The 20968-nt window shown below is 69.5% G+C and carries 19 protein-coding genes; 9 read left to right on the forward strand and 10 right to left on the reverse strand.

Annotated features, from left to right (window positions below; genetic code table 11):
* Positions 1 to 110: 110 nt before the first annotated feature.
* The gene (locus CHC08_RS21130; RefSeq protein WP_089209063.1) at positions 111 to 1046 is read right to left on the reverse strand and encodes a LysR family transcriptional regulator; all 936 of its coding nucleotides are present in this window, start codon (positions 1044 to 1046) and stop codon (positions 111 to 113) included.
* 99 nt (positions 1047 to 1145) lie between these two features.
* Here CHC08_RS21130 and CHC08_RS21135 point away from each other — a divergent pair, with 99 nt between their 5' ends.
* Positions 1146 to 2429: a pyridoxal phosphate-dependent aminotransferase gene (locus CHC08_RS21135; RefSeq protein WP_089209064.1), complete on the forward strand. Its 1284-nt coding sequence runs from the start codon at positions 1146 to 1148 to the stop codon at positions 2427 to 2429.
* A 185-nt stretch (positions 2430 to 2614) separates the two neighbouring features.
* Positions 2615 to 3259 (forward strand): GNAT family N-acetyltransferase, encoded by a 645-nt coding sequence (locus tag CHC08_RS21140; RefSeq protein WP_089209130.1) that lies wholly within the window; start codon positions 2615 to 2617, stop codon positions 3257 to 3259.
* A gap of 340 nt (positions 3260 to 3599) precedes the next feature.
* Here CHC08_RS21140 and CHC08_RS21145 read toward each other — a convergent pair whose 3' ends face one another.
* Positions 3600 to 4112, reverse strand: a complete 513-nt coding sequence (locus CHC08_RS21145; protein WP_089209065.1) for a hypothetical protein — start codon at positions 4110 to 4112, stop codon at positions 3600 to 3602.
* A 306-nt stretch (positions 4113 to 4418) separates the two neighbouring features.
* On the opposite strand from CHC08_RS21145, the gene CHC08_RS21150 reads away from it, so the two are divergent.
* On the forward strand, positions 4419 to 7622 hold the full coding sequence (locus CHC08_RS21150) for an AfsR/SARP family transcriptional regulator (RefSeq protein ID WP_089209066.1): 3204 nt from the start codon (positions 4419 to 4421) through the stop codon (positions 7620 to 7622).
* A gap of 311 nt (positions 7623 to 7933) precedes the next feature.
* On the opposite strand, the gene CHC08_RS21155 is transcribed toward CHC08_RS21150, so the two are convergent.
* Positions 7934 to 9385, reverse strand: a complete 1452-nt coding sequence (locus tag CHC08_RS21155) for a DUF7059 domain-containing protein (RefSeq protein ID WP_089209067.1) — start codon at positions 9383 to 9385, stop codon at positions 7934 to 7936.
* A 215-nt stretch (positions 9386 to 9600) separates the two neighbouring features.
* Here CHC08_RS21155 and CHC08_RS21160 point away from each other — a divergent pair, with 215 nt between their 5' ends.
* The gene (locus tag CHC08_RS21160; RefSeq protein WP_089209068.1) at positions 9601 to 9912 is read left to right on the forward strand and encodes a hypothetical protein; all 312 of its coding nucleotides are present in this window, start codon (positions 9601 to 9603) and stop codon (positions 9910 to 9912) included.
* A 54-nt stretch (positions 9913 to 9966) separates the two neighbouring features.
* Here CHC08_RS21160 and CHC08_RS21165 read toward each other — a convergent pair whose 3' ends face one another.
* On the reverse strand, positions 9967 to 10563 hold the full coding sequence (locus CHC08_RS21165; RefSeq protein WP_089209069.1) for a TetR/AcrR family transcriptional regulator: 597 nt from the start codon (positions 10561 to 10563) through the stop codon (positions 9967 to 9969).
* A gap of 135 nt (positions 10564 to 10698) precedes the next feature.
* Entirely contained in the window at positions 10699 to 11445 is a 747-nt protein-coding gene (locus tag CHC08_RS51585; protein WP_245878448.1) for a GNAT family N-acetyltransferase, read from the reverse strand.
* Positions 11446 to 11532: 87 nt separating this feature from the next.
* Here CHC08_RS51585 and CHC08_RS21175 point away from each other — a divergent pair, with 87 nt between their 5' ends.
* Positions 11533 to 12042 (forward strand): winged helix-turn-helix transcriptional regulator, encoded by a 510-nt coding sequence (locus tag CHC08_RS21175; RefSeq protein WP_245878449.1) that lies wholly within the window; start codon positions 11533 to 11535, stop codon positions 12040 to 12042.
* Here the strand turns inward: CHC08_RS21175 and CHC08_RS21180 are convergent.
* Positions 12005 to 12643, reverse strand: a complete 639-nt coding sequence (locus CHC08_RS21180; protein WP_089209071.1) for a VC0807 family protein — start codon at positions 12641 to 12643, stop codon at positions 12005 to 12007. The two genes, CHC08_RS21175 and CHC08_RS21180, sit on opposite strands and share 38 nt — an antisense overlap.
* A 431-nt stretch (positions 12644 to 13074) precedes the next feature.
* On the opposite strand from CHC08_RS21180, the gene CHC08_RS21185 reads away from it, so the two are divergent.
* Positions 13075 to 14160, forward strand: a complete 1086-nt coding sequence (locus tag CHC08_RS21185) for an SURF1 family cytochrome oxidase biogenesis protein (RefSeq protein WP_245878450.1) — start codon at positions 13075 to 13077, stop codon at positions 14158 to 14160.
* On the opposite strand, the gene CHC08_RS21190 is transcribed toward CHC08_RS21185, so the two are convergent.
* Positions 14157 to 14792, reverse strand: coding sequence for a hypothetical protein (locus tag CHC08_RS21190; RefSeq protein WP_089209072.1), 636 nt, complete (start codon positions 14790 to 14792; stop codon positions 14157 to 14159). The genes CHC08_RS21185 and CHC08_RS21190 overlap by 4 nt on opposite strands.
* A 212-nt stretch (positions 14793 to 15004) precedes the next feature.
* Between CHC08_RS21190 and CHC08_RS21195 the strand changes: the two genes are divergently transcribed.
* Both CHC08_RS21195 and CHC08_RS21200 read left to right on the forward strand, forming a co-directional pair.
* Complete coding sequence (locus tag CHC08_RS21195; RefSeq protein WP_089209073.1) at positions 15005 to 15730, forward strand: tyrosine-protein phosphatase; 726 nt, start codon at positions 15005 to 15007, stop codon at positions 15728 to 15730.
* A gap of 184 nt (positions 15731 to 15914) precedes the next feature.
* On the forward strand, positions 15915 to 17111 hold the full coding sequence (locus tag CHC08_RS21200) for an amidohydrolase family protein (RefSeq protein ID WP_089209074.1): 1197 nt from the start codon (positions 15915 to 15917) through the stop codon (positions 17109 to 17111).
* Here CHC08_RS21200 and CHC08_RS21205 read toward each other — a convergent pair.
* The 3 genes from CHC08_RS21205 to CHC08_RS48390 all read right to left on the reverse strand — a co-directional run bounded on the left by CHC08_RS21205 (position 17092) and on the right by CHC08_RS48390 (position 20538).
* On the reverse strand, positions 17092 to 17430 hold the full coding sequence (locus CHC08_RS21205; protein WP_089209075.1) for a YkvA family protein: 339 nt from the start codon (positions 17428 to 17430) through the stop codon (positions 17092 to 17094). The genes CHC08_RS21200 and CHC08_RS21205 overlap by 20 nt on opposite strands.
* Before the next feature lie 509 nt (positions 17431 to 17939).
* The gene (locus tag CHC08_RS21210) at positions 17940 to 18908 is read right to left on the reverse strand and encodes an LLM class F420-dependent oxidoreductase (RefSeq protein ID WP_089209076.1); all 969 of its coding nucleotides are present in this window, start codon (positions 18906 to 18908) and stop codon (positions 17940 to 17942) included.
* Positions 18909 to 20271: 1363 nt separating this feature from the next.
* Positions 20272 to 20538 carry a hypothetical protein gene (locus tag CHC08_RS48390; protein ID WP_143653296.1) on the reverse strand — a complete coding sequence of 89 codons (267 nt, stop codon included), beginning with the start codon at positions 20536 to 20538 and terminating at the stop codon, positions 20272 to 20274.
* A 67-nt stretch (positions 20539 to 20605) separates the two neighbouring features.
* On the opposite strand from CHC08_RS48390, the gene CHC08_RS49680 reads away from it, so the two are divergent.
* Positions 20606 to 20743, forward strand: coding sequence for a hypothetical protein (locus CHC08_RS49680; protein WP_179282134.1), 138 nt, complete (start codon positions 20606 to 20608; stop codon positions 20741 to 20743).
* Positions 20744 to 20968: the final 225 nt, after the last annotated feature.

A 20968-nucleotide genomic window follows, 5' to 3' on the forward strand; every position in this document is an offset into this window, starting at 1 on the left:
CCACTTCAAGGACGGCCGCATGGAAACGCGCGACGACCACCTGGAGGCGGGTTCAGCCGCTTCGAGGACGGCCGCCGGGAAGCGTACGGCGAGGTCACCGGGAGGCGATGTCACCGGGAGGCGAGTTCGATCGCCTCGAGGTCGGCGGCGAGGAGGCGTGCGGCGACGTGCACGGCCCGGAGGGTGACGGAGACCGCGGGACGGTGGACGCTGGAGGCGCGGGCGACGGCGTGGACGTCGCGGCCGACCGGAGAGCCCGGAAACTCGCGGACGACGATGCCGCGGACCCCGGCGGCCAGCGCCAGGGCGGGAACGGCCGCGATACCGATGCCCTTGGCGACCAGGCCGAGGATCGTGCCCAGCCCCTCGAACTCCCAGGGCACCGGCTGGGCACCGCCGACGTCGGCCATCAGGCGGTCCACGGCCAGCCGCGAGGGCTCGCCGTCCGGGGTGGCCATCCACGGCTCGTCCCGCAGCTCGCGCAGGTCCACGGGCACGTCCGGCGAGGCCAGCCGGTGCTTGCGCGGCACCACGAGCACCAGCGGGTCGTGCAGCAGGGGGAAGACCCGCAGCGTGTCCGATTCGCGCACCCGGCCGTACCAGTCGTCCACCAGCGCGATGTCCACCTCTCCCGACTGCACCTCACGCATTCCGCGCCCAGAACGCCCCTGTCCCATCCGCAGGGTCAGCGCGCTGTGGCGGCGCAGCGTCCTGGCCAGCGCGGGCGCGAAAGCCACCGCGGCGGTCGGGAAGGCGGTCACCGTTACCCGGCCCGCCGGCGTCGCCGCCTGGGCCGACAGGTCGGACTCGGCGGTCTCCACCATGGAGAGGATCCGCTCGGCGTGCTCGACCAGACGGCGTCCCGCGTCGGTCAGCTCGGCACTCCGGGCGGTCCTGTCGATCAGCACCGCCCCCGCCTCGCGTTCCAGCGCGGCCAGCTGCTGGGAGACCGCCGAGGGACTGTAGCCCAGAGAAAGCGCGGTCGCGGCGATACTGCCCCGGCGGGCGAACTCACAGATCACAGCAAGACGCCGTAAATCAAGCATCAGACTTCCTTATGCCTACCCACAACAACCGAAGCTTGTCCTGATGCTTTCATCCCATCAGGCTTGGGAACGTTCCGCAACGACCGGGAAGGACCCGCGATGAACGTGACCCTGTCCGCCACCCTGGCGGCGAACGAGGAGATCGAACGAAGACGGCGTGCCGGTGAGCGCGTGCTGCACCTGGCCTTCGGGGAGGCGGGTCTGCCCGTTCATCCGGCCCTGCGCGAACGGCTGATCGCGGCGTCCGAGCACAACGGATACGGACCGGTCGCCGGCGCGAGCGCCCTGCGCGAGGCCGCCGCCGGATACTGGCACCGGCGAGGACTTCCCACCGACCCCGAGCTGGTGGTCTGCGGCCCCGGGAGCAAGGCCCTGCTGTACGGCCTGCTGCTCGCGATCGGCGGCGACATCGTGCTGCCGATGCCGAGCTGGGTCAGCTACGCCGCCCAGGCCGACCTGGTCGGGGCACGTCCCCTGTTCGTTCCCGCACCCCCCGGCGAGGGAGGGGTGCCGGATCCCGAGCACGTCGTGTCCGCGGTCCTGCGCGCGCGGTCCCGGGGACGTGAGGTGCGCTCGTTGCTGGTCACGCTGCCCGACAACCCCAGCGGAACGCTGGCCTCCGCGAGCACCGTCAGGCGGATCGTCGAGGTGGCCCGCGAGCTCGATCTGACGATCATCTCCGACGAGATCTACCGCGACCTGGTCCACGATCCCGGCGCCACCGGCTTCCTCAGCCCGGCGGACCTGGCCCCCGAGCGCACCGTGATCACCAGTGGGCTCAGCAAGAGCCTCGCCATCGGCGGCTGGCGGATCGGCGTGTCAAGGCTTCCGTCCGTCGGGCTGCGCGACCGGCTGCTCGCGGTGGCCAGCGAGATCTGGTCCAGCCCGGCCGCCCCCGTTCAGCAGGCGGCGGCCTACGCCTTCACCGAACCGGCCGAGCTCGTCCGGCGGATCGACGAGAGCCGCCGGCTGCACGGCACGGTGGCGCGGGCCGTACACAAGAGGTTCGTCCTGGCGGGTGCGCGGGTGGCCGCGCCGCAGGGCGGCTTCTATCTCTACCCCCACTTCGCCGGGCTGGACTTCGCGACCTCCGCCGACCTGGCCACCCACCTGCTCGACGAGCACGGTGTCGGGGTGCTCGCCGGCCACGTCTTCGGCGACGATCCCAGGGCCCTGCGGGCGCGCGTGGCGACCAGCCTCCTGTACGGCGAGACGACCGAGCAGCGGCTGGCCGCGCTGGGCGCTCCCGATCCGCTCGAACTCCCCTGGATCTCGGCCTCGCTGGACCATCTGAGCGAAGCCCTGACCGGTCTCTACGCCATGCGGCGAGCACCTCTGCGGCACGGACGCGTGAGGCTCGCCCCGGCCTCCGTGACGGGGTGATCGTCGGGGACGTCGGCCGGTAAAAATCTGTCCGGGCGCCGGGAGGCGCCCGGGGTAGTATTCACATTGCTGACCTGCGGTTTTACACTTCAGTGGCCAGTAGGACAGATGCTTTTCCTGATGCTCACCAAGATGTCTCGTGTCGTTTGGCACCGGGCATATGAGTCAGCCCCCATCATGTGCTCATGCCCGCTTTTGTCACCCTGTCCGGGCGCTCCGTGCGCCTGGAACCGCTCAGCCTCGCGGCGGTCGACGACCTCGTCGCCGCGGCGTGTGAAGACCGTTCCACTTACGCCTTCACGCGCGTTCCCCAAGGCCGGGACGAGATGGTCTCCTACGTGGAGGCCACTCTGGCTGAGCAGGCGAAGGGCCGCACGATGCCCTTCGCCATCCGGTGGCTCCACACCGACCGCATCGTCGGTGCCACCCGCCTCATGAACCTGGAGTACTGGCAGGGCCCCATGCCCTGGCCACCGGGCGCGCATGGGGCTGTGGGCGACGTCCCGTCCGTGGCGGACATCGGTTACACCTGGCTGGCCGCTTCGGCCCAAGGCACAGGTGTCAACCGGGAGAGCAAATACCTGATGCTCTCCCTCGCCTTCGAGACGTGGCAGGTCCACCGGATAACCCTGAAGGCCGACGTACGTAACGTACGGTCCCGGGCCGCCATCGAAGCCCTCGGCGCACAACTTGACGGTGTGCGGCGAGCGGAGGCCCGAGGCTCCGACGACACGGTCCGAGATACCGCGTACTACTCGATCCTCAGTTCCGAATGGCCGCTCGTCCGAGAACGGATCCACGCGCGACTGGGCCTGGCCGAAGCCGCGTAGCGAGACGTAGCGAGACACAGGGGCGCCGCGAGGTCGCGGCGCTGTGACGCCGTGACCGCTGCGACCCCTTGGGGCGCCTGTCCTTCCTTTCCGCCTCGGCCCTGGCAGCACGGCCGAACCGGGCCGTCGCCGCGCGGCGACGGCGGCGTGGAAGCGGTATGGCGACAGCGTGGAAGCGGCGCGGCGACAAACCTGTCACTTCGATGACGTCGACATAACAACGAACCCATCACTTCGATGACTTTATGGAACAAAGGCCCGCCCGGATTCCGGGCGGGCCTGATGTTCGTCTGACGTTTTTCGTACACGAACTATTCATCTTCCGGCCGGTTCGCCGAAACTACTCGTCGCCGTCGACCTCGTAGATGTAGTACCACTTGCCGCAGGACTTCTTCTTGGCGTTGTGGTTGTCCCAGTAGCAGACCCTGACCTGGACGTTGTCGACGTCGTGGGCCGAGAAGTGGAACGACCGGTAACCGTTGGAGCCGCACTTTCTGGCCCAGCGGATGTTCTCGTCGCCGTCCTCGTTCTCGAACTTGACCTGGGCGTAGCCACAGAGCCAGCTGGGGGAGAACTGGTCGTAGAGCCTGCCCTGGACGTGGATCCTGTCGGAGCCGTCGCTCCAGACGTGGCCCTTGGCCTTCGCCCGGGAGCCGTTGAAGTATTTGGAGTAGTAGTAGCCCCAGTATTCGTCATAGTCGCTGGAGGCGGCCGAACCCGCGGTGAGCGTGGCGGCCGAGGTCGCCGAAGCGGAGGAGGTGGCCGAAGCGGAAGAGGTGAGGGCCGGAACACCGACCGCGATGACGGCGGTGGCCGCGGTCAGACCGAGGAGGTTGCGGATCGTGCGACGCATGGGGGGTCTCCTTGATGAGGCGGATATGGCCCCTTTTTCACTGGAGCCACGGCTTATTGATAGGTCCGCCCACCTTCACTTCACTTACAACGCCTTTATCAACTCCTGCAACCCACCGACATGTCGGGCATGGCCGCCCCCGTATGGGGCCATGCCCGACATGCCCCAGCATCATCGTTATGACTCAACACCCGATTAGTTTCCGATCAACGCATACGTTGGCGAGCAAGCCTCTACCTACGAGGTAAGCGGCGAAGGACCTATCATTTGGCCATAAAACTTTCCGTTAGGGCGGAGATTCGGGAAATGGCTGTTCAGGGCAGCGAAGGCGGGTTGTGCTTCGCCGTGCTCGGCCCTGTCCAGGCTTGGCGTGACGGAACCGAGCTCGACCTGGGCACTCCGCTGCAACGGTCCATTCTGGCGATGCTGCTGCTGCGCGAGGGCCGGGCGGTGACGCCGGCCGAGATGATCGACGCGATCTGGGGCGAGGACGCCCCGCCCCGGGCGCTCGGCGCGCTGCGCACCTACGTCTCCAGGCTGCGGTCCGTGCTTGAGCCGGGCAGGTCCCCGCGCACCCGCCCCGAGCTGCTCACCTCGGTGGGCCGGGGATACGCGCTGCGCCTGAACGACAGCACGCTCGACCTGGTCCTCTTCGACCGGGGCGTTCAGGAGGCCGAGGCCGCACGCCGTGCCGGGGATGTCGGCGGGGCCGCCGAGAGCCTGCGCGCGAGCCTGGCGCTGTGGGCCGGGGAGCCGCTCGCCGGGGCCGTCGGGCCCTATGCCGAGCACCAGCGCGACCGGCTCGTGGAGCGCCGGATGAGCGTGCTGGAAGTCCTGATGGACCTGGATCTGGAGCTGGGAAGGCACGCGGACGTCGTCTCAGAGCTGATTGCGCTGACCGCCGACCATCCGCTTCGCGAGCGGCTCCGTGCCCAGCTGATGCTGGCCTACTACCGGTGCGGCCGCAAAGCGGAGGCGCTCACGGCCTTCGCCGATACCCGTACGGCCCTGATCGAGGAGCTCGGCATCGATCCGGGCTCCGACCTGACCGCCCTGCACCAGCGCATCCTCATCGACGATCCGAGCCTCGCGCCCGCCTCCGTCACCCATCCCGTACGGCCCGCGCCCGCCGCCCCGGAACCCGCTGCGAAGGCGGAGAGCACGGAGGCCAACCAGCACGGCCAGCCCAGCCAGCACGAGCAGCACGGAACGCACAACGCACCCGAGCTGCCGCGTCCGGCGCAGCTCCCCGCGGCGGTGAGCGATTTCACCGGCCGCCGGCAGATCATCGCGCGGCTGCGCACCCTGCTGTCCGCTGAGACCGGTTCCGAGGGCGTGCCGGTGGCGGCCATCTCCGGGATCGGCGGCGTCGGCAAGACGGCCCTCGCGGTGCACGTCGCCCATGCCATGCAGGACCTGTTCCCCGACGGTCAGCTCTATGCCGACCTGCGCGGATACGGTGAGGAGCCGACCGCCCCCGAGTCCGTGCTGGCGGCGTTCCTCCGCGGGCTGGGCCTGCCCGCCGACATCATCCCCGACGGGCTGGCCGAGCGGTCCGCGCTCTTCCGCTCGCTCCTGGCCGAGCGGCGAATGCTGGTGCTGCTCGACAACGCCAGGGATGCCGCTCAGGTAAGCCACCTGCTTCCCGGCTCGCCCGGTTGCGCGGCCATCGTGACCAGCCGCGGCAAACTCGCCGACCTGGCCGCGGCCCGGCTGGTCGACCTGGACGTCATGGAGCCCGACGAGGCGCTGGTCCTGTTCGGCACCGTCGCCGGCACCGAGAGGGTGGCCGCGGAGCGCGCCGCCGCCATGGACGTGGTCGCCGCTTGCGGGTTCCTGCCGCTCGCGGTGCGGATCGTGGCGGCGCGCCTGGCCGCCCGGCCCTCCTGGACCGTCGCCTCGCTGGTGCCCCGGCTGGCCGACGAGCGCCGTCGCCTGGACGAGATGCGCGTGGGCAACCTCGCCGTGGAGGCGACCTTCGCCCTCGGGTACGGCCAGCTCAGCCCGGCCCAGGCCCGCGCGTTCCGGCTGCTCTCCCTGCCCGGGGGGCCCGCCATCTCGATCGGGGCCGCCTCCGCGGTGCTCGCGCTGAGCCCGATGGACACCGAGGACATCCTGGAGTCCCTGGTGGACGCCAGCCTGCTGGAGGCTCCCGCCTCCGGCCGCTACCGCTTCCACGACCTGCTCAAGCTTTTCGCCCGCCGTACGGCGGAACGCGCCGAGGAGCAGGAGGGGCGGCGCGCCGGATCCGAGAGCGGGGACGGCGGGACGGATCAGGCGGACCGGCGTGGGTCCGACGTGAGCGTGGTCGCCGGTGGCGAGGGGAGCGCGGCTCTGCGCCGGCTGCTCGACTTCTACCTGGCGTCCGCGCAGTCGGCGCACCGGCTCGCCTACGAGGGCAGCACGATCGCCGACCAGCTCGGGGTCACCGGGCAGGGTCACACGTTCGCCTCCGCCGACGAGGCCGTGGCCTGGCTGTCGGTTGAGGCTGAGGCGCTGTTCGCGTCGATCGCCCAGGCGACCGGCACCGACGATGCCAAGGCGCTGCTGCCCGGAGCCGATCTGCTGCTCGCCATGGAGCCGCTGCTGGAGTCGGGGAGCCACGTCCGCGACTTCGACAACCAGGCGCGGGAGCTGCTCGCCGTCGCCCAGCGGCTCGGCGCCACGTCCAGCGAGTTGCGCTGCCGCTACGTTCTCGGGCGGGTGCTGTTCAGCGCCAACCGGCTGACCGAGGCGGAGGAGGAGTTGCGGGCCTCGCTGGAGTTGTCCGCGGGAGGCGATCGCATCGTCATCGGTGAGGTGCTCAACGCGCTGGCCGTCGTGTCCGGGCGCCAGCGCCGCCATGTGGAGGCGCTGGCCTGGTACGACGCGGCGCGCAAGGTGTTCAGGGAGTTCGGCGCGCGGGGCGGCGAGGCCATCTCGCTCAGTTACTCCGCCCGTGACCACCTGTTCCTGGGACAGCCTGAGGAGGCGATCGCCGCCGCCGAGCAGGGCCTGGCCATCCTGATCGAGCTCGGTTCCAGCCCTGCCATCGCCAGGGCCCGCTACCACCTGGGGATGGTGCTGTCGCGGGTGGGACGGCTGAACGAGGCGGTCCATCACCACGCCGAGTGCCTGGCCTTCTTCCGGGCCAGCAACCAGCGGGTGTGGGAACAGCGGGTCTGCTCCCGGCTGGCCGAGACGTTCATCGCCGCGGGCCGGTTCTCCGACGCGACCCGTCACGCGGAGCAGGCGCTGACCGTGAGCCGCGAGATCGGGCACCCGTACGGCGAGGCGCAGGCTCTGGGGGTGTTAGGCAGGGCGCTCGCGGGTCTCGGCGAGGCCGAGCGCAGCCGCGACTGCCTGGAACGGGCCCATGTCATCTTCACCAGACTCGGGGCACCCGAAGCCGGCGACCTGCGGGCCCTGCTCGACCGGGACCGGGCCGACGAGGACCGGGTCGACCGGCGTCAGGCCGAACGGGACCATGCCGGCCTGGGGCGGCTCGAACGGGACCAGGCCGACGGCTGACTCGAGACCGTCGTACCAGTCGTCGTCGAGACGCGTCATCCAAACATGGTTGATCACTGGGATTCCCGTCGGTCTGGGACCTGAAGGTGGATGTGGGGTGCCCGGCCGACCGTCGGACCTCGGGGTGACGCGTAGGGGGCCCGGGTCATCCGGTGCGTCACCCAGAGGCCGGCCGCCTCACTGTGACGGCCGGCCGGACTCGGCACGGACCCATTCCCCCCGGGTCCGTGCTCCCACAGCCAGAGCTTCCCCTCCAGCGTTTGACATCGGATTGACAAGCAATAGCGCCGATATCCACAGGCTGTGGAGAACTAGCCTGTGGATATGTGGAAAAACCCTTCGGCGATCAGCGAACGGAGCCCCTCGGGGGCCTTCGCCCGCAGGTCATCGGGGTCTTCGCCGGTGAGCTCCGCGATCGCCGCGAGCAGCGGATCCAGTGGATATTGACCGTCGCAGACTCCGGCGAGGGCTGCTTCCACGGTCCCCACCTGTGCACTGCGGCGCAGCCCTCTCGTCTGCCTGAGCACGATCCTCGCCGGGTCCTCCGCGCCGGGCGGGCCGATCCGCTCCTCCAGCATCCCGTCGGCCGGTGCGAGCCGGGCGCCCAGCAGTTCCGCGTCGGTCAGCCGGTGCGCTCCGGTGATCGAGCCGAGCACCTCGTCCACGTATCCGCCGACCGGGAGCTCCACCCGATGGCCGAGCTCCTCCACCCGCACGACCGGGTCGAGGCTTCCCGAGTCGTTCAGGGTGATCCAGCCGAAGCCGATCCCGGTGACGTTCTCGGACTCGAACCAGCCCAGCCAGTCCTCGTAGAGCTCGCGATATCGCGGGGTGCCCTGCTCCGCGGCGTCCCTCAGCCAGAGCTCGACGTATTCGGCCGGATCCTGGACGTCGCGCTGGACCGCCCAGCCGTCGCACCCGGTCTCGGCCAGCCAGCCGCCCACCCGGTCCTGCCAGTCCTCGCCGCCGACGTGCAACCAGTTGGCCAGAAGCTGGCAGGTGCCGCCGGGGGCCAGGTGGCGGGGCGCCAGCCGTACGAGATCGCGGCAGAAGTCGTCAGCCTGAAAACCGGACTCGCGGTAGGAGAACCGCCCGGCAGGGGAGATCACGAACGGCGGGTTGGAGACGATCAGGTCGAAACGCTCGCCGGGGACGGGATCGAACAGGGAGCCCTGCCGGGCGTCCACCTCCCGGATGCCGGACAGTCCCCAGCTCAGCCGGGCCAGATCCAGCGCGCGGGGGTTGACGTCGGTGGCCACGATCTCCTCGGCCCGGCCGTCCAGGTGCAGCACCTGGACCCCGCACCCGGTGCCGAGATCGAGGGCACGTCCCACCGGGCGGCGGGACACCAGCTGGGCCAGGTTCGCCGAGGCCCCGCCCGCCCCGACGACGTGGTCCGCGCGCAGCGCCGGATCACCCGGCCTGACCTTGCGGTCGGAGACGACGTAGCCACCGGTCTCCCAGGGCTGCAGATGGACCGTGGAGGTGATCCGGCCACCCTCGACGGTCACCAGGCCCGCGGCGGCCAGCTCTTCCACCGGAAGGCCCCGGGGCGCCCTCCGCACGTCCACGGCGGCGCCGAGCCACCACAGGCGGACCAGCGTGCCGAGCGGGTCGTCCCCTTCGGTGGCGCGCAGGGCGGGCACCGGCTCCTCGCGGGAGAGCGCGGTGGCGGCGACGTCGCCGAGACGCTCGCGGACGCCGTCGATGGTGTAGCCGGTGTCGAGAAGCAGCTCTCTGAGCCGGTCCAGCAGATCGTTCACCAGGACATCCTCGCACCGGAGGTCTCCTCCCACGCCAGGCGGTGCGACGGCCTGCGACGGACCGCGCGACGCGAGCGGCGGATCCTCCCGCCCGGGAGTATCTATCACTCCAAGTGATGAGATCGTCACCCACCGTCGCAAGCATTCTGCAAGCGGGCCTCAAGCGGAGAGGGGTACTTCTTGGGAGCCGCACCATCCGTTCCAAAGGATCCAGGATGTTGATCCCGTGCTTCGCCTGTGAGTCCCGTTTCCGGCCTGATGAGTATTTCCGCGCCTGCCACGACTATCGCCGGGGCATGGATCTGGTCGCCTGGACCTGTCCTCGCTGTGGAAATCAGGACGAGTTACGGGTTCTTCCGGGTGAGCTCGGGTTCGGCTATTCCCAGCGTGGCAGGTTCGCCATCTGCGACCGGGTGCGCGTGCCCGGCTTGCGGCGGCGGCGCCAGGACCTGTGGCTGGACATCTCGCTGGACAGCGAGGTCTGGCGAGTCTCCTCCCGGCCGCGCCAGCTGGTGGGAGCCCACTGAGACCGCTCCGGCCCGGAAAAGCCCCCGTGATTCGGGCCGGAGCACTCAGAAGGATCAGGAGCCCTGTTGCCGCAGGCTCTGCCAGGCCGCCTCGCAGAGGCCGGCGATCTCCTCCTGGGTGGGCTGGTGCGCCCCGGCGAACCACAGGCGGCACATCTCGGTGGCCGGGCCCAGCCAGAGCACGTAACACATCGTCGGATGGACGGGCTGGAGCAGGCCGTCCTTCATGTGGGGCCGCCACCACTCGGAGACCTTCCTGAAGAACGCGCGGCGCGACTCCGACACCTCGGGGCCGCCCGGCTCCTCACGCCGGGGCGGTCGCTCGCTGATCAGCAGGTGGGCTCGCTCGCGATGTTCGCCGCTCCAGGACATGTGCAGGGCGACGATCGCCTCGATGCCCTCTCTCGCACCCTCGTGCCTCCGCAGCTCGGCGAGGAACGCCTCCTGGTACATCCGCAGGGTCTCCGCGTAGAGAACGCCGAAGACGTGTTCCTTGCTGGCGAAGTGATGGTAGAAACTGCCGACGCTGACGCCGCTCTCCGCACGGAGGCTGGCCAGCGTGGTGGCCGAGACACCATCCTGACTGAATCGGCGCAGGGCACCCTCGACGATCCGGGTGCGGCCGTCGCGTCCGTTCTTGGCAGTCTTCACAGACCCAATGGTGAGGCACCAGAACCTTGTTCCGCAAATGGCGCGGACACGCCCCAGGCCGAGTTCATCATAGTTGCTTGATCACGGCGGTTCCCATCGGCTCCGAACGGCGGGTGTGACGGCGACGGCACCGATTCAGAGCAACGTCGTCGCGGCCACCTGGACCGTCCCCGAGGAGACCTTCATGGTCGCTTCCGGCCATGCCCTGCGGATCATCGCGAGCACCTTGCGGTTGTCCCCGAGCACGTCCATTCCCAACGTTCTGGCTCCGCCGACCGACGCCCGGTGGAGCAGCCTGCGGACGAGCCGGGCCCCGACCCCTCGCCCCTGCCACTCGTCACCCACCACGACGGCTATCTCGATGTCGGTTCCTTCTCCCCGGTAGCTCATCGCGTGCCCTACCAGGAGCTCTCCCCGTACGGCGAGCAGCGCGTCGCGCCGCTCGTCCACCGTGAGCAGTGCCCGGACCATGCTCGCGCTCGGGCGATTCACCCCGGTGAAGAACCGCTGCGTCTGCGTGCGCGTGGACAGTCCCGCCAGAAAGCAGCGGATCCGCTCCTCGTCGTCCATCCGCGCCGGACGGATCTCGATGACCTCTCCAAGGTCTCCGGCGCTTTCACGGCCCCCGATGCTTCTGAGGTCCCCGATGTTCTCCAGGGTTGTGACGCCTCCGATGCCCTCGCGGCCCCCGACGTCCTCCAGACCTCCGACGCTCCCGAGGTCTCCGACGTTCTCCAAGGTTCCGACGTCCGTGAAGTCCTCAAGGTCTCCGAGGCTCCCGAGGTCCGCGATGTTCTCAAGGCCTCCGAGGTCTCCGTTTTCGAGCTCTCCGGGCATGGTCCGCGCCGGATCTTGGTGCGCCGCCAGCTGAGTTCCCATCATGGACTCAGATTCTCGCGAGAGAGCTGAGTCTGTCAACTAGACTTAGATGACGTTGGAGGTAACACGATGGCGATTTACGATGCCACCATGAGTGAGGCGACCCTCGGCCACATGCACGCGCGGGTGGACAACTGCTCCATCGAGCGCACCCTCGCCGTCGTCGGCGAGAAATGGACGCTCCTGGTGCTGCGTGAGGCGTTCAACGGGGTGCGGCGCTTCGCCGACATGCAGGCCTCGACGGGAGCGCCCAGGCAGGTCCTGAGCGCCCGGCTGACCCGCCTGGTGGAGGAGGGGATCCTGCGCAAGGTCCCCTACCGCGAGCCCGGCCAGCGACGGCGGGACGAATACCGGCTGACGCAGATGGGGCTGGACCTCTATCCGACCATGATGGCGCTGATGCAGTGGGGCGACCGATACCTCGCCGACCCGGACGGCCCTCCCGTGCTCATCACCCATCGCGGCTGCGGAGCCCTGGTCGAGCAGCATTTCCGCTGCGCCGACGGCCATGAGGTCGCCGGCCCCCGGGAGGTCACGCCGATCCCGGGTCCCGGGTTGGCGGTCAGCGAGCCAGCGCGCGCAGGCAGCGCCGCAGGCTGAGCACCGAGATCAGCCCGGCGCCGCCGAGCAGCACCGCGACCGCCGAGGTCCTGACGACGAGATAGGCCTCCGTGGTCAGGCTGAACAGCAGCCACACGCTCAGCACCGCGTTGACCATCTGCGCACAGCCCCACAGGACCGACTGCCGTACGAAGAAGCGACGCATCAGCGAATGCTCCAGCAGATGCTCGGGCAGCGGTATCAGGTCGCTCGCCACCCGCTGGGCCAGCGGCCGCCGCAGCGGGGCGGTCAGCAGGAACCCCATGCTCGCGCAGAACACCCCGAGGCAGGACGGCAGGAAGAAGAAGATCGAGCTCTCCGTCACCCCGGCCAGCACCGCCCTGACCGTGACCGCGCCCGCCGCCAGCAACAGCGTGCCGGGGACCCCTCTGCGCTTGACCAGCCGCCAGACGACCCCGCCGTAGACCCAGGCCACCGCCACGGCCAGGGCGCCGTACAGCCCCAGTGCGGCCAGCGCGGCGTAGAAGACGGCGACCGGGAGGATCATGCCCTCCAGCACCCGGGGTGCCGCGTGCCGCAGCAGCGCCCCCAGACGGGGCAGCGCGATCGGAGCCACGGGGGTCGGCATGAGCACAGTCATCAGGGGCGCGCTCCGGAGGTGCTGGGACGTTCCGGGGGGTGAGCTCATCCGACCGTACGCGAAGCCCGTGGACTCCGGCAGTCTTTCAACGACTTCGGCAACTTCGACAAATCCGACAAATCCAGTGATCGAACGGTCCCGGCTGCCTCGCCATGGTGAATCACATGGTTCCAGGCGCCCCATCACGGTGAACCGAACGCACTCGGCCGCCTCGGCACGATGGATCGAACGGCCTCAGGCGCCTCATCACGATGAATCAAGCCCTTCCGGGCGCCTCACCACGGTGAACCGGGCGATCCCGGCCATCCCCACGGTGAACCGAGCGGTCACAGACGCCTCGCCACGGTGAATCGGGCGATCCCAGGCGTCTGCCACGGTGAAAGGCGCACTCGAAGGACGAGGCGACGCACACGGTGCCTAACCTTGAGTGCGTGTACCGGTTCCTGCTGACTCCTCGCTGGCTCGCCTTCCACGTCCTGGTGCTGCTGATCATCCCCTCCTTCGTGCTGCTGGGGCGATGGCAGTTCGGGCGTTACGAGGAGCGGTCCGGGACCAGCCACCAGACCGCCGGCAACCTCGCCGCCGCACCCGTCCCCGTGGAGAGGCTCACCACCCCGGGCGGCACCGTCCGTGTCCAGGACAAATACCGCTCCGTCACGGCCACCGGAACGTTCGACGCGGGAGCCCAGCTCGTGGTCCGCCGCCGCGTCCAGGACGGTGTGGTCGGCTTCTACGTTCTCACCCCGCTGACCACGGCGAGCGGGGCGGGCGTGCTGGTGAACAGGGGCTGGGTCAAGGCGGGAGCCACACCGGACGCCCTCCCCGAGGTTCCCCCGCCGGTCTCGGGTGAGGTGACTGTCACCGGACGGCTACGTCCCACCGAGACCGAGGACTCCTCCGGCATCCGGGACCGGGAGGGGCTTCCCAAGGGGCAGGTCCTATTGATCAACACCGAGGCGATCGGACGCGGCCTGCCGTACAAACTCCTCGGCGGATACGTGGACCTGATCGAGCAGTCGCCCAAGGCCACCGCCGCACCCGCGCCACTGCCCGAGCCGGACATCGGCGAGGGCGGCGGGCTCAACCTGGCGTACGGCGTGCAGTGGTGGCTGTTCATCGGCATCGCGATCGGCGGCTGGATCATGCTGATCCGTCGTGAGGCCGCCGACCTCCAGGCCGCGGCCGCAGGCGCGGTGCCCGGCAAGCGCTCGGGAGACACCGAACCCTCCGAGGACGGCGGACCCGCCGGGCCCTCGCAGTCGACCGGACCCGCACAGCCGGCCGAGTCCACACCATCACCGGAGTCCGCGCGGACAACCGAACTCGCACAATCACCGGAGCCCGTACAGCCGGCCGAGCCCACGCAATCGACCGGGCCCGTACGGCCGTCCGAGCCGACGCGGCCGGCCGACCCCGGCACGTCCCCGCCTTCCGGTCGGCCCTCACCGTCCGAGGAGTCCTCACAGCCCGAGGAGTCCGCCGAGCCCGCGCGGTCCGCCAAGCGGGCCGGAGCCTAGCCGACGGCGAGGTTCACGAGCTGCCCGAGGGCGACGGTGACCCATGCGGTGACTATGCCGACCCCGATCGCCGTGAGGAAGCCGAAACCCCCCTCCAGCCGCTTGCGCGGGGTCGGCCGTTCTCCCGCCCGGAACCAGAGCGGGCGGGGTTCGAGCAGCAGGAACAGGATCGCGCCGACCTGCCCGATGCCGAACATCCAGAACCAGGCCCACCGATTGCCCAGCCGGGGCGTCGAGCCGAGCATGATCAGGATGGTGATCACCCAGGCCACGGCGACCCAGACGGCGGCCGGCCCCCGCACATCGAAGGGCCAGCGGGGCAGGAACATCCCCCCGCCCGTGTTGTCCCTGACGTTGATCGTCCTGACGGAGCCGTCGCCCAGGTCCCGCCTGAGATCCGTGACGGTATAGACGCCCGAGTCCTCCACGAGTGGCCGCGGGCTGACCCAACGCCAGACCAGCGGGCCCTCGGTCCATCGCACATAGGAGAGGTCGCCGTTCTGCTCCCTGAACTCGACGGCGGTGACCCTGCCGGCCGCCGCGGCGGCGCGGAACTCCGCCTGCGTCCGGGGTACGGGATTGAGACTCAGCACGGTGACCAGAGCGCCCCAGAGCAGGACGACCAGCAACACGCACCGAACGATCAATCCGACGACTCGCCAGCCTTGACGCACTTCGAGCACATCGGGAGCCATGATTTATTTACTACCTCATGGCCGTGCGTTGTCCATGTCCATATCAAAAAGGAGCGCCGGGCCTTTCGCCGACATCGTCACCAGAAGCTCGCTCTGCCTCCGGAAAATCTCCGATTGCGCGACGCCCACGGCTGGATAGGTTGGAACGCGTGATCCGGCATATCGAGTTCGCACGACTGCACAATTTCCGGGACGTGGGCGGCTACGCCACCGACGGCGGGCGGGAGGTGTGCTGGCAACGGCTCTACCGGGCCGACTCGCTGCACTGGCTCGCCGGCGACGATCTCGCCCGCTTTCACGCCCTCGGCGTCCGGACCGTGATCGACCTGCGCCATCCGGAGGAGATCAAGCGCCGCGGCCGGGCACCGCAGGGGCCGAATTATCACAATTTTTCGGTCGAACACAGATTCTGGAACATCAAGGATGACTTCCACCCCGAGAAGGGGGTCGCCAGGTTCTTCGCCGACCGCTACCACGAGGTCGCCCAGGACGGCGTGGTCGAGCTCAGGAGCGCGCTGGAGGTGATCGCCGAGGAGGAGAACGCCCCCGTGGTGATCCACTGTGCGGCGGGCAAGGATCGCACGGGTGTGCTCGCAGCGCTGGTCCTGCGGCTGCTCGGGGTGGCGGAGGAGGATGTGATCGCCGACTACGCGCTGACCGGGCTGGCGACGCCCCGGTTCATCGCGTATTGGGAGGAGGAGCACCCGGGCGAGCCGGTGCCGTGGCCGGGACTCGGCCAGGCGCCCGCCGACGCGATGAGGATGTTCCTGACCGAACTCGGCCCGGTGCGCGACTACTGCGTCAAAATGTTGGGCGTAGACGAACAGGTCATAACCGCCCTTCAGGATCACCTTCTAAAAAATCCCGATACTTAGAAGATCTCTGGGTAGGTGCACGTTTCAGGGCCCGCCAAGAGCAGCACCCTCCTGGCGGGCCCGCCCCGGGGCCGCCGTGTTGTCCCTCTCCAGCGGTCCCGGGGCCCTCCTCAGAGGGACAGAGATACCAAGCGGAGACCTTGCAGCTTGATGAGCGTTATGCCAGCGTCGTACGGTTTACCGCGTGACTACGCCGCTGCTGCCCGACCCCGAGCCAAGGCGGCGGGACTATGTGATTATCTCAGCCGACGACCACCTGATCGAGCCGCCCGACATGTTCGACGATCGGCTCCCTGAGAAATACGCGGACCTCGCCCCCAAGGTGGTGGAGACCGACTCGGGCCACCAGGTGTGGCGGTACGGCGGAGCCACCTATCCGTGTGCCGGGATCGACGTGGGCGCCGGCCTGCCCCGCGAGCAGTGGACACTCGACCCGGTGCGGTTCGAGCACATGCGTCCGGGTTGCCACGACATCGAGGCCCGGATCGAGGACATGGACCGGGCCGGGGTCTGGGGCGCGCTCTGCTTCCCCGGCATGCTGGCCGGGCAGTCGGGGATGGTTTTCGCCAAGACCCGCGACCAGGAGCTGGGCCTGTCGGTCCTGCGCGCGTGGAACGACTGGCACGTGGACGTCTGGGCGGGCACCTACCCGGAGCGGATCATCGCCCTGCAGCTCCCCTGGCTGACCGATCCGGAGACCGCGGCCAAGGAGATCCGGGACAACGCCGCGCGGGGTTTCAAGGCGGTGCTCTTTCCCGAGTTCCCCACCCGGCTGCGCCTGCCGTCCATCCACACCGAGCACTGGGACCCGTTCTTCCAGGCCTGCGAGGAGACCGGCACCGTCGTCTGCCTGCACACCGGCGCCGCCTCCTGGGCCCCGGTGCCGTCTCCGGACACGCCCATCGAGGCGATCACCACGCTGATGCCGGCGAGCGCCATGTTCGCCTGCGCCGACTGGCTCTGGTCGGGCATCCCGCTGCGCTTTCCCGCGCTGCGGATCCTGATCGTGGAGGGCGGCGTGGGCTGGCTGCCGATGCTGGCCGAGCGGGCCGACTACGCGCTGGACCACCCGGTCGCCGGCGAGGCGTCCTGGGAGGGCGGCCTGAAGCCCAGCGAGGTCCTGCGCCGTAACTTCTTCTTCGGCACGCTCAACGACCACGCCCTGTCAGGGGTGCGCCTCGCCGTCGGCTTGGAGCACGTCCTGCTGGAGAGCGGTTACCCGCACTCCGACTCGACCTGGCCCGACACCCAGCAGGCCGTCTCGACGAACCTGGGCAGCCTGCCGCCCGCCGACATCGCCAGGGTGGCCTACGGCAACGCCGCCCGCCTGTTCGGCCACCCGCTGCCCTCCCGCGCCTGGCTCAGGATGGAACAGCTCTGACGCGCTTGCGCTCCCACTCGACGTAGCGCCCGCCCTCTCCGAGAAGGGAGCTCATCAGCCACAGGAAGACGCCGAAGTCGTCGACCACTCCGATGGCCAGCAGGAAGTCGGGGATGACGTCGAGCGGCGACAGCATGTAGAGCACGCCGAGCCCCATCATGGTCAGCTTGCCCTTGCCCATGCTGGGATACTGCCCGCGCGCCGTCGCGCCGATCAACCTGGGGATGGCACGCAGGCGGGCGCCGAGGCCGGGGGTGCCCGGCTTCTTCACATCCTTGTAGGTCCGCCAGACCTGTGCCGCACGCGCTGCCTTCGCCATGGGGGATCCCTCCTTGGGAGCACGTTCGAATGGCGGCGTTCTACTACCCCGCCGCATCACGATATAACGCGTGATTTTCGTCCCGGGTTCCCTCGGTCATCGGCGCGTACAGAAGGGCCGCCCCGTCGCTGCCCCGTCTCAGCCCGGAGGAACCGCTCCGACGAGCGGATCCCCACGTGGGCGCGTCCGGGGCCTCGGAAGGCCCGTCCACACTTACTCCCGGGCCAGAGACTCGTCCATCCTCACCGACCGGGAGCCCGTTCGCGCCCGCCCGGCGCCAGAGACCGGTCCACGGCTCTCGGGACGGAGACCCGATCACCTTCGCTCTCGGGCCGGAGACCGATCCGCGTTCACTCCCGGAACATAGACCCGCCCGCATTCACTCCCGGGCCGGAGACCGGTCCGCACTCACTCCCGGTTCGGGGCCAGATCACGTTCACTCCCGGAATGTTCACTCCCGGAACAGATACCCGCCCGCATTCACCTCCGGGCCGGAGACCGGTCCACGCTCACTCCCGGTTCGGGGCCAGATCGCGTACGGCCTGCGCGATCGGGATCTCACCGCCGGGGATCGGGGCGAGGACGGGGGTGTCCAGCCCGTTGTCCACATACTGCTGGATCCTGGCCCGGCACGTCGCCGCGTCGCCGTGCACGATGAGATCGTCCACGACCTCGTCGGGAATGGCCTTGAGCGCCGCCTGCCGGTCGCCGACCGCCCACGCCTCGTGCATCGGCCGCAGCACCTCACCACGTCCCAGCCAGTCGTGGAAGGCCGCGTAGACCGGAACGGTCAGGTAACTGGCGAGCATCCACCGGCCGAGCTCCCGCACCTTCTCCGTATCGGTGCTGACGCACACGAACAGCCGGGCGATCAGCTCGGTGTCGGGCCCGATCTCGGCCCTGACCTTGGGCACGTCCTGCGGCGAGAGCCAGTTGGTGATCGCACCGTCGGCCTCCTCCGCGGCCAGGCGCAACATGCGGGGGCGCAGCGCGGCCAGGACGATCTTCGGCGAGACCTTGGGGGCGCGCTCCAACTTGAAGCCCTTGATCTCGAAGGTCTCGTATTTCTCGGTGACCTTCTCCCCGGCGAGTGCCTTCTTCAGGAAGCGCAGCGTGTCTCTGGTCCTGGCGAACGGCTTGACGAACTCACCGGCGTTCCAGCGCTCGACGATGGCCGGGGAGGAGGCTCCGATGCCCAGCACGAACCTTCCGGGGGCGAGGTCGGCGAGCGTGGCGGCGGACATGGCCAGCAGGCCGGGCCCCCGGGTGGAGACCGGGACGATCGCGCTGCCGAGCCGTACTCCCGGAGCCCATTCGGCGGCCATCGCCAGAGGCACGAAGCCGTCGACGCCGTTGACCTCCGCGGACCAGGCGTCGGTGTAGCCGAGCCCGGGGAGCTCGGCGATCAAATCCCTGGAATCGGCCAGTGAACGGTCGTAAAAGGGGATCGTCATTCCCCAGCGTGCGCCCGTAGCCATCGTGTCGCCTCCGTGTCCGTGGTCGCCGCTCCGTCGATGTTCTTTAGAACGATGTTCTGATGTAGCTTGCCGCACCCGCTCGGGAGCATCAACGGGTCGGCCGTACCAACCGGACGGTATGTTACCGGATAAGGATCTACGTCACCCGTCCACTTACACCTTCATCACTGTGCGTTAGATGTTAGAACCTTTACGTGATGATTAATCGGCGCAGGAAGCAACGACGGGGGCTACTGGGTGCGGCGGTCCTGGCAAGCTGCATGACGGCATCTGTGCTGGCCGGAGCGGTCGGCATCGCGGGATCCGCGTACGACCGGCCGGACGCCGGCGACGACTGCCCCGAGGCCGAGAGGGGCGCGGGCTCCTCGCCCGACCGTCTCTCCCCAGCGGAGTGCGCGAGTGCGGCCAAGCTCCAAACCGAAGAACGCGTGCTGCACCCCCGGGCCATGCGGGCCGATGAGAAACCGCTCACCGAGACGCACCCGGACTCGGGGCAGTCTCCTCCTGAAAGCGGACAGCCCGGAGAGTCCCGGCTGCCAAATCCGGCGGGCCGGTCGGGGGCACCTTCCCATGGCCGCTCCCCCTCCCACAGGATCACGTCGGCCTCCTCCGGCGACGCGCTTCCGGTCAAGCCCGGTTCTCGCTCCTCCCGCGATGCGCCTCCATCCAACGGCAGGACCGCCTTCTCCGGCGATGCGCTTCCGGCCAAGGCCGGCTCGCCCATTCCCGGCGACCTGCTTCCGGCCGAGGACGATTCGCCCTCCTCCGACGACCTTCTCTCACTTCAGATCGGTGAAAACAACCCGCCCTCCGACGATCTCCTCTCACTCCAGGTCGGAAAGAACAACCGACCCTCCGACGGCCTCCTCTCGGTCCTGGTCGGGAAAGACACCCCACCGTCCTCCGATGACCTCCTCTCACTCCGGGTCGGAAAGAACAGGCCATCCTCCGACGACCCCCTCTCGGTCCAAGACAGCCCGCCCCCTGATGACCCCCTCTCGGTCCAAGACAGCCCGCCCCCTGATGACCTCCTCTCGGTCCAAGCCGGAAAGAACAACCCACCCTCCGACGGTCTCCTGTCGGTCCGGGTCGGAAAGAACAGCCCACCCTCCGACGGCCTCCTCTCGGTCGGGGTCGGGGAGAACAACGCACCGTCCTCCGATGACCTCCTCTCGGTCCAGGTCGGGGAGAACAGCCCACCGTCCTCCGACGGCCTCCTCTCACTCCGGGTCGGAAGGAACAGCCCGCCCTCCGCCGGTCTCCTCCCTCTCGGGATCGGTCTCTGTCTGGATCTCTCCTTGCCCGGAGTCGCGGCACTGCACCTGCAGGCGCTGGCGCACTGCGCCCCGTTCGTGTCTCCGCCTCAGCCGCCCATCCCGGCTCCGGCTCCCGCCCCGGCCCCGGAGCCGGCTCTCCCGCAGCCCGCCGCGCCTCCGCCGGCGACGCCCTCCGAGCCGCCGGTGGCACTGCCACCCGCACCCCCGCCCCCCGCGACCCAGCCCGTCCAGCCGCCCGCGACCCAGCCGGCCCAACCTCCCGCGACCCAGGCCGTCCAGCCACCCGTGCCACCCGTGGTCCAGCCCGTCCAACCGCTCCCGCCTGCCGTACAGCGCCCCAGGGCGGTCGTCACACCGCCCCGCGTCCCGAAACCGAAACCGAAGCCCATGCCTGTCGTGCCGTCCAGCTCACCTCTCGCCGTGAAGAGGCAGATGGTGCTCGACCGCTTCGCCGACCGGCGGCGGGGCACCGACCGCAGGCTGGTCCTTCTGGTGATGTTCACCGGCGTGATCTCGGTCAGCGCGGTCGCCGCGTTGAAGGGCAGGCTCCGCCGGTAGCGGCCCGCGTGAAAGGCCGCCGGCGCACAACGAGAAAAGCCCGCCGGTAGAGGAGATCTCTACCGGCGGGCTTTCCTCTGGCCGGGCGCACCTGGCCACGGCTTTCATCTGGCCGGGCGCGCCCGGCCAGTGCTGTGTCTGAGCACGCACCCGGCCACAGCCCTGAGCACACACCCGGCCACGGCTGTGCCTGAGCACGCACTCGGGCCACAGCCCTGGGCACGT

It is taken from the genome of Streptosporangium subroseum (assembly GCF_900188345.1).
GTDB classification, from domain to species: Bacteria; Actinomycetota; Actinomycetes; order Streptosporangiales; family Streptosporangiaceae; genus Streptosporangium; species Streptosporangium subroseum.

Coding starts and splice junctions, on each gene's coding strand:
- CHC08_RS21175 (WP_245878449.1), top strand. CDS start 11,533: ATGAGTGAGGCGACCCTCGGCCACATGCACGCGCGGGTGGACAACTGC.
- CHC08_RS21205 (WP_089209075.1), bottom strand. CDS start 17,430: ATGGCGAAGGCAGCGCGTGCGGCACAGGTCTGGCGGACCTACAAGGAT.
- CHC08_RS51585 (WP_245878448.1), bottom strand. CDS start 11,445: ATGATGGGAACTCAGCTGGCGGCGCACCAAGATCCGGCGCGGACCATG.
- CHC08_RS21130 (WP_089209063.1), bottom strand. CDS start 1,046: ATGCTTGATTTACGGCGTCTTGCTGTGATCTGTGAGTTCGCCCGCCGG.
- CHC08_RS21140 (WP_089209130.1), top strand. CDS start 2,615: ATGCCCGCTTTTGTCACCCTGTCCGGGCGCTCCGTGCGCCTGGAACCG.
- CHC08_RS21210 (WP_089209076.1), bottom strand. CDS start 18,908: ATGGCTACGGGCGCACGCTGGGGAATGACGATCCCCTTTTACGACCGT.
- CHC08_RS21135 (WP_089209064.1), top strand. CDS start 1,146: ATGAACGTGACCCTGTCCGCCACCCTGGCGGCGAACGAGGAGATCGAA.
- CHC08_RS21145 (WP_089209065.1), bottom strand. CDS start 4,112: ATGCGTCGCACGATCCGCAACCTCCTCGGTCTGACCGCGGCCACCGCC.
- CHC08_RS21150 (WP_089209066.1), top strand. CDS start 4,419: ATGGCTGTTCAGGGCAGCGAAGGCGGGTTGTGCTTCGCCGTGCTCGGC.
- CHC08_RS21180 (WP_089209071.1), bottom strand. CDS start 12,643: ATGACTGTGCTCATGCCGACCCCCGTGGCTCCGATCGCGCTGCCCCGT.
- CHC08_RS21160 (WP_089209068.1), top strand. CDS start 9,601: ATGTTGATCCCGTGCTTCGCCTGTGAGTCCCGTTTCCGGCCTGATGAG.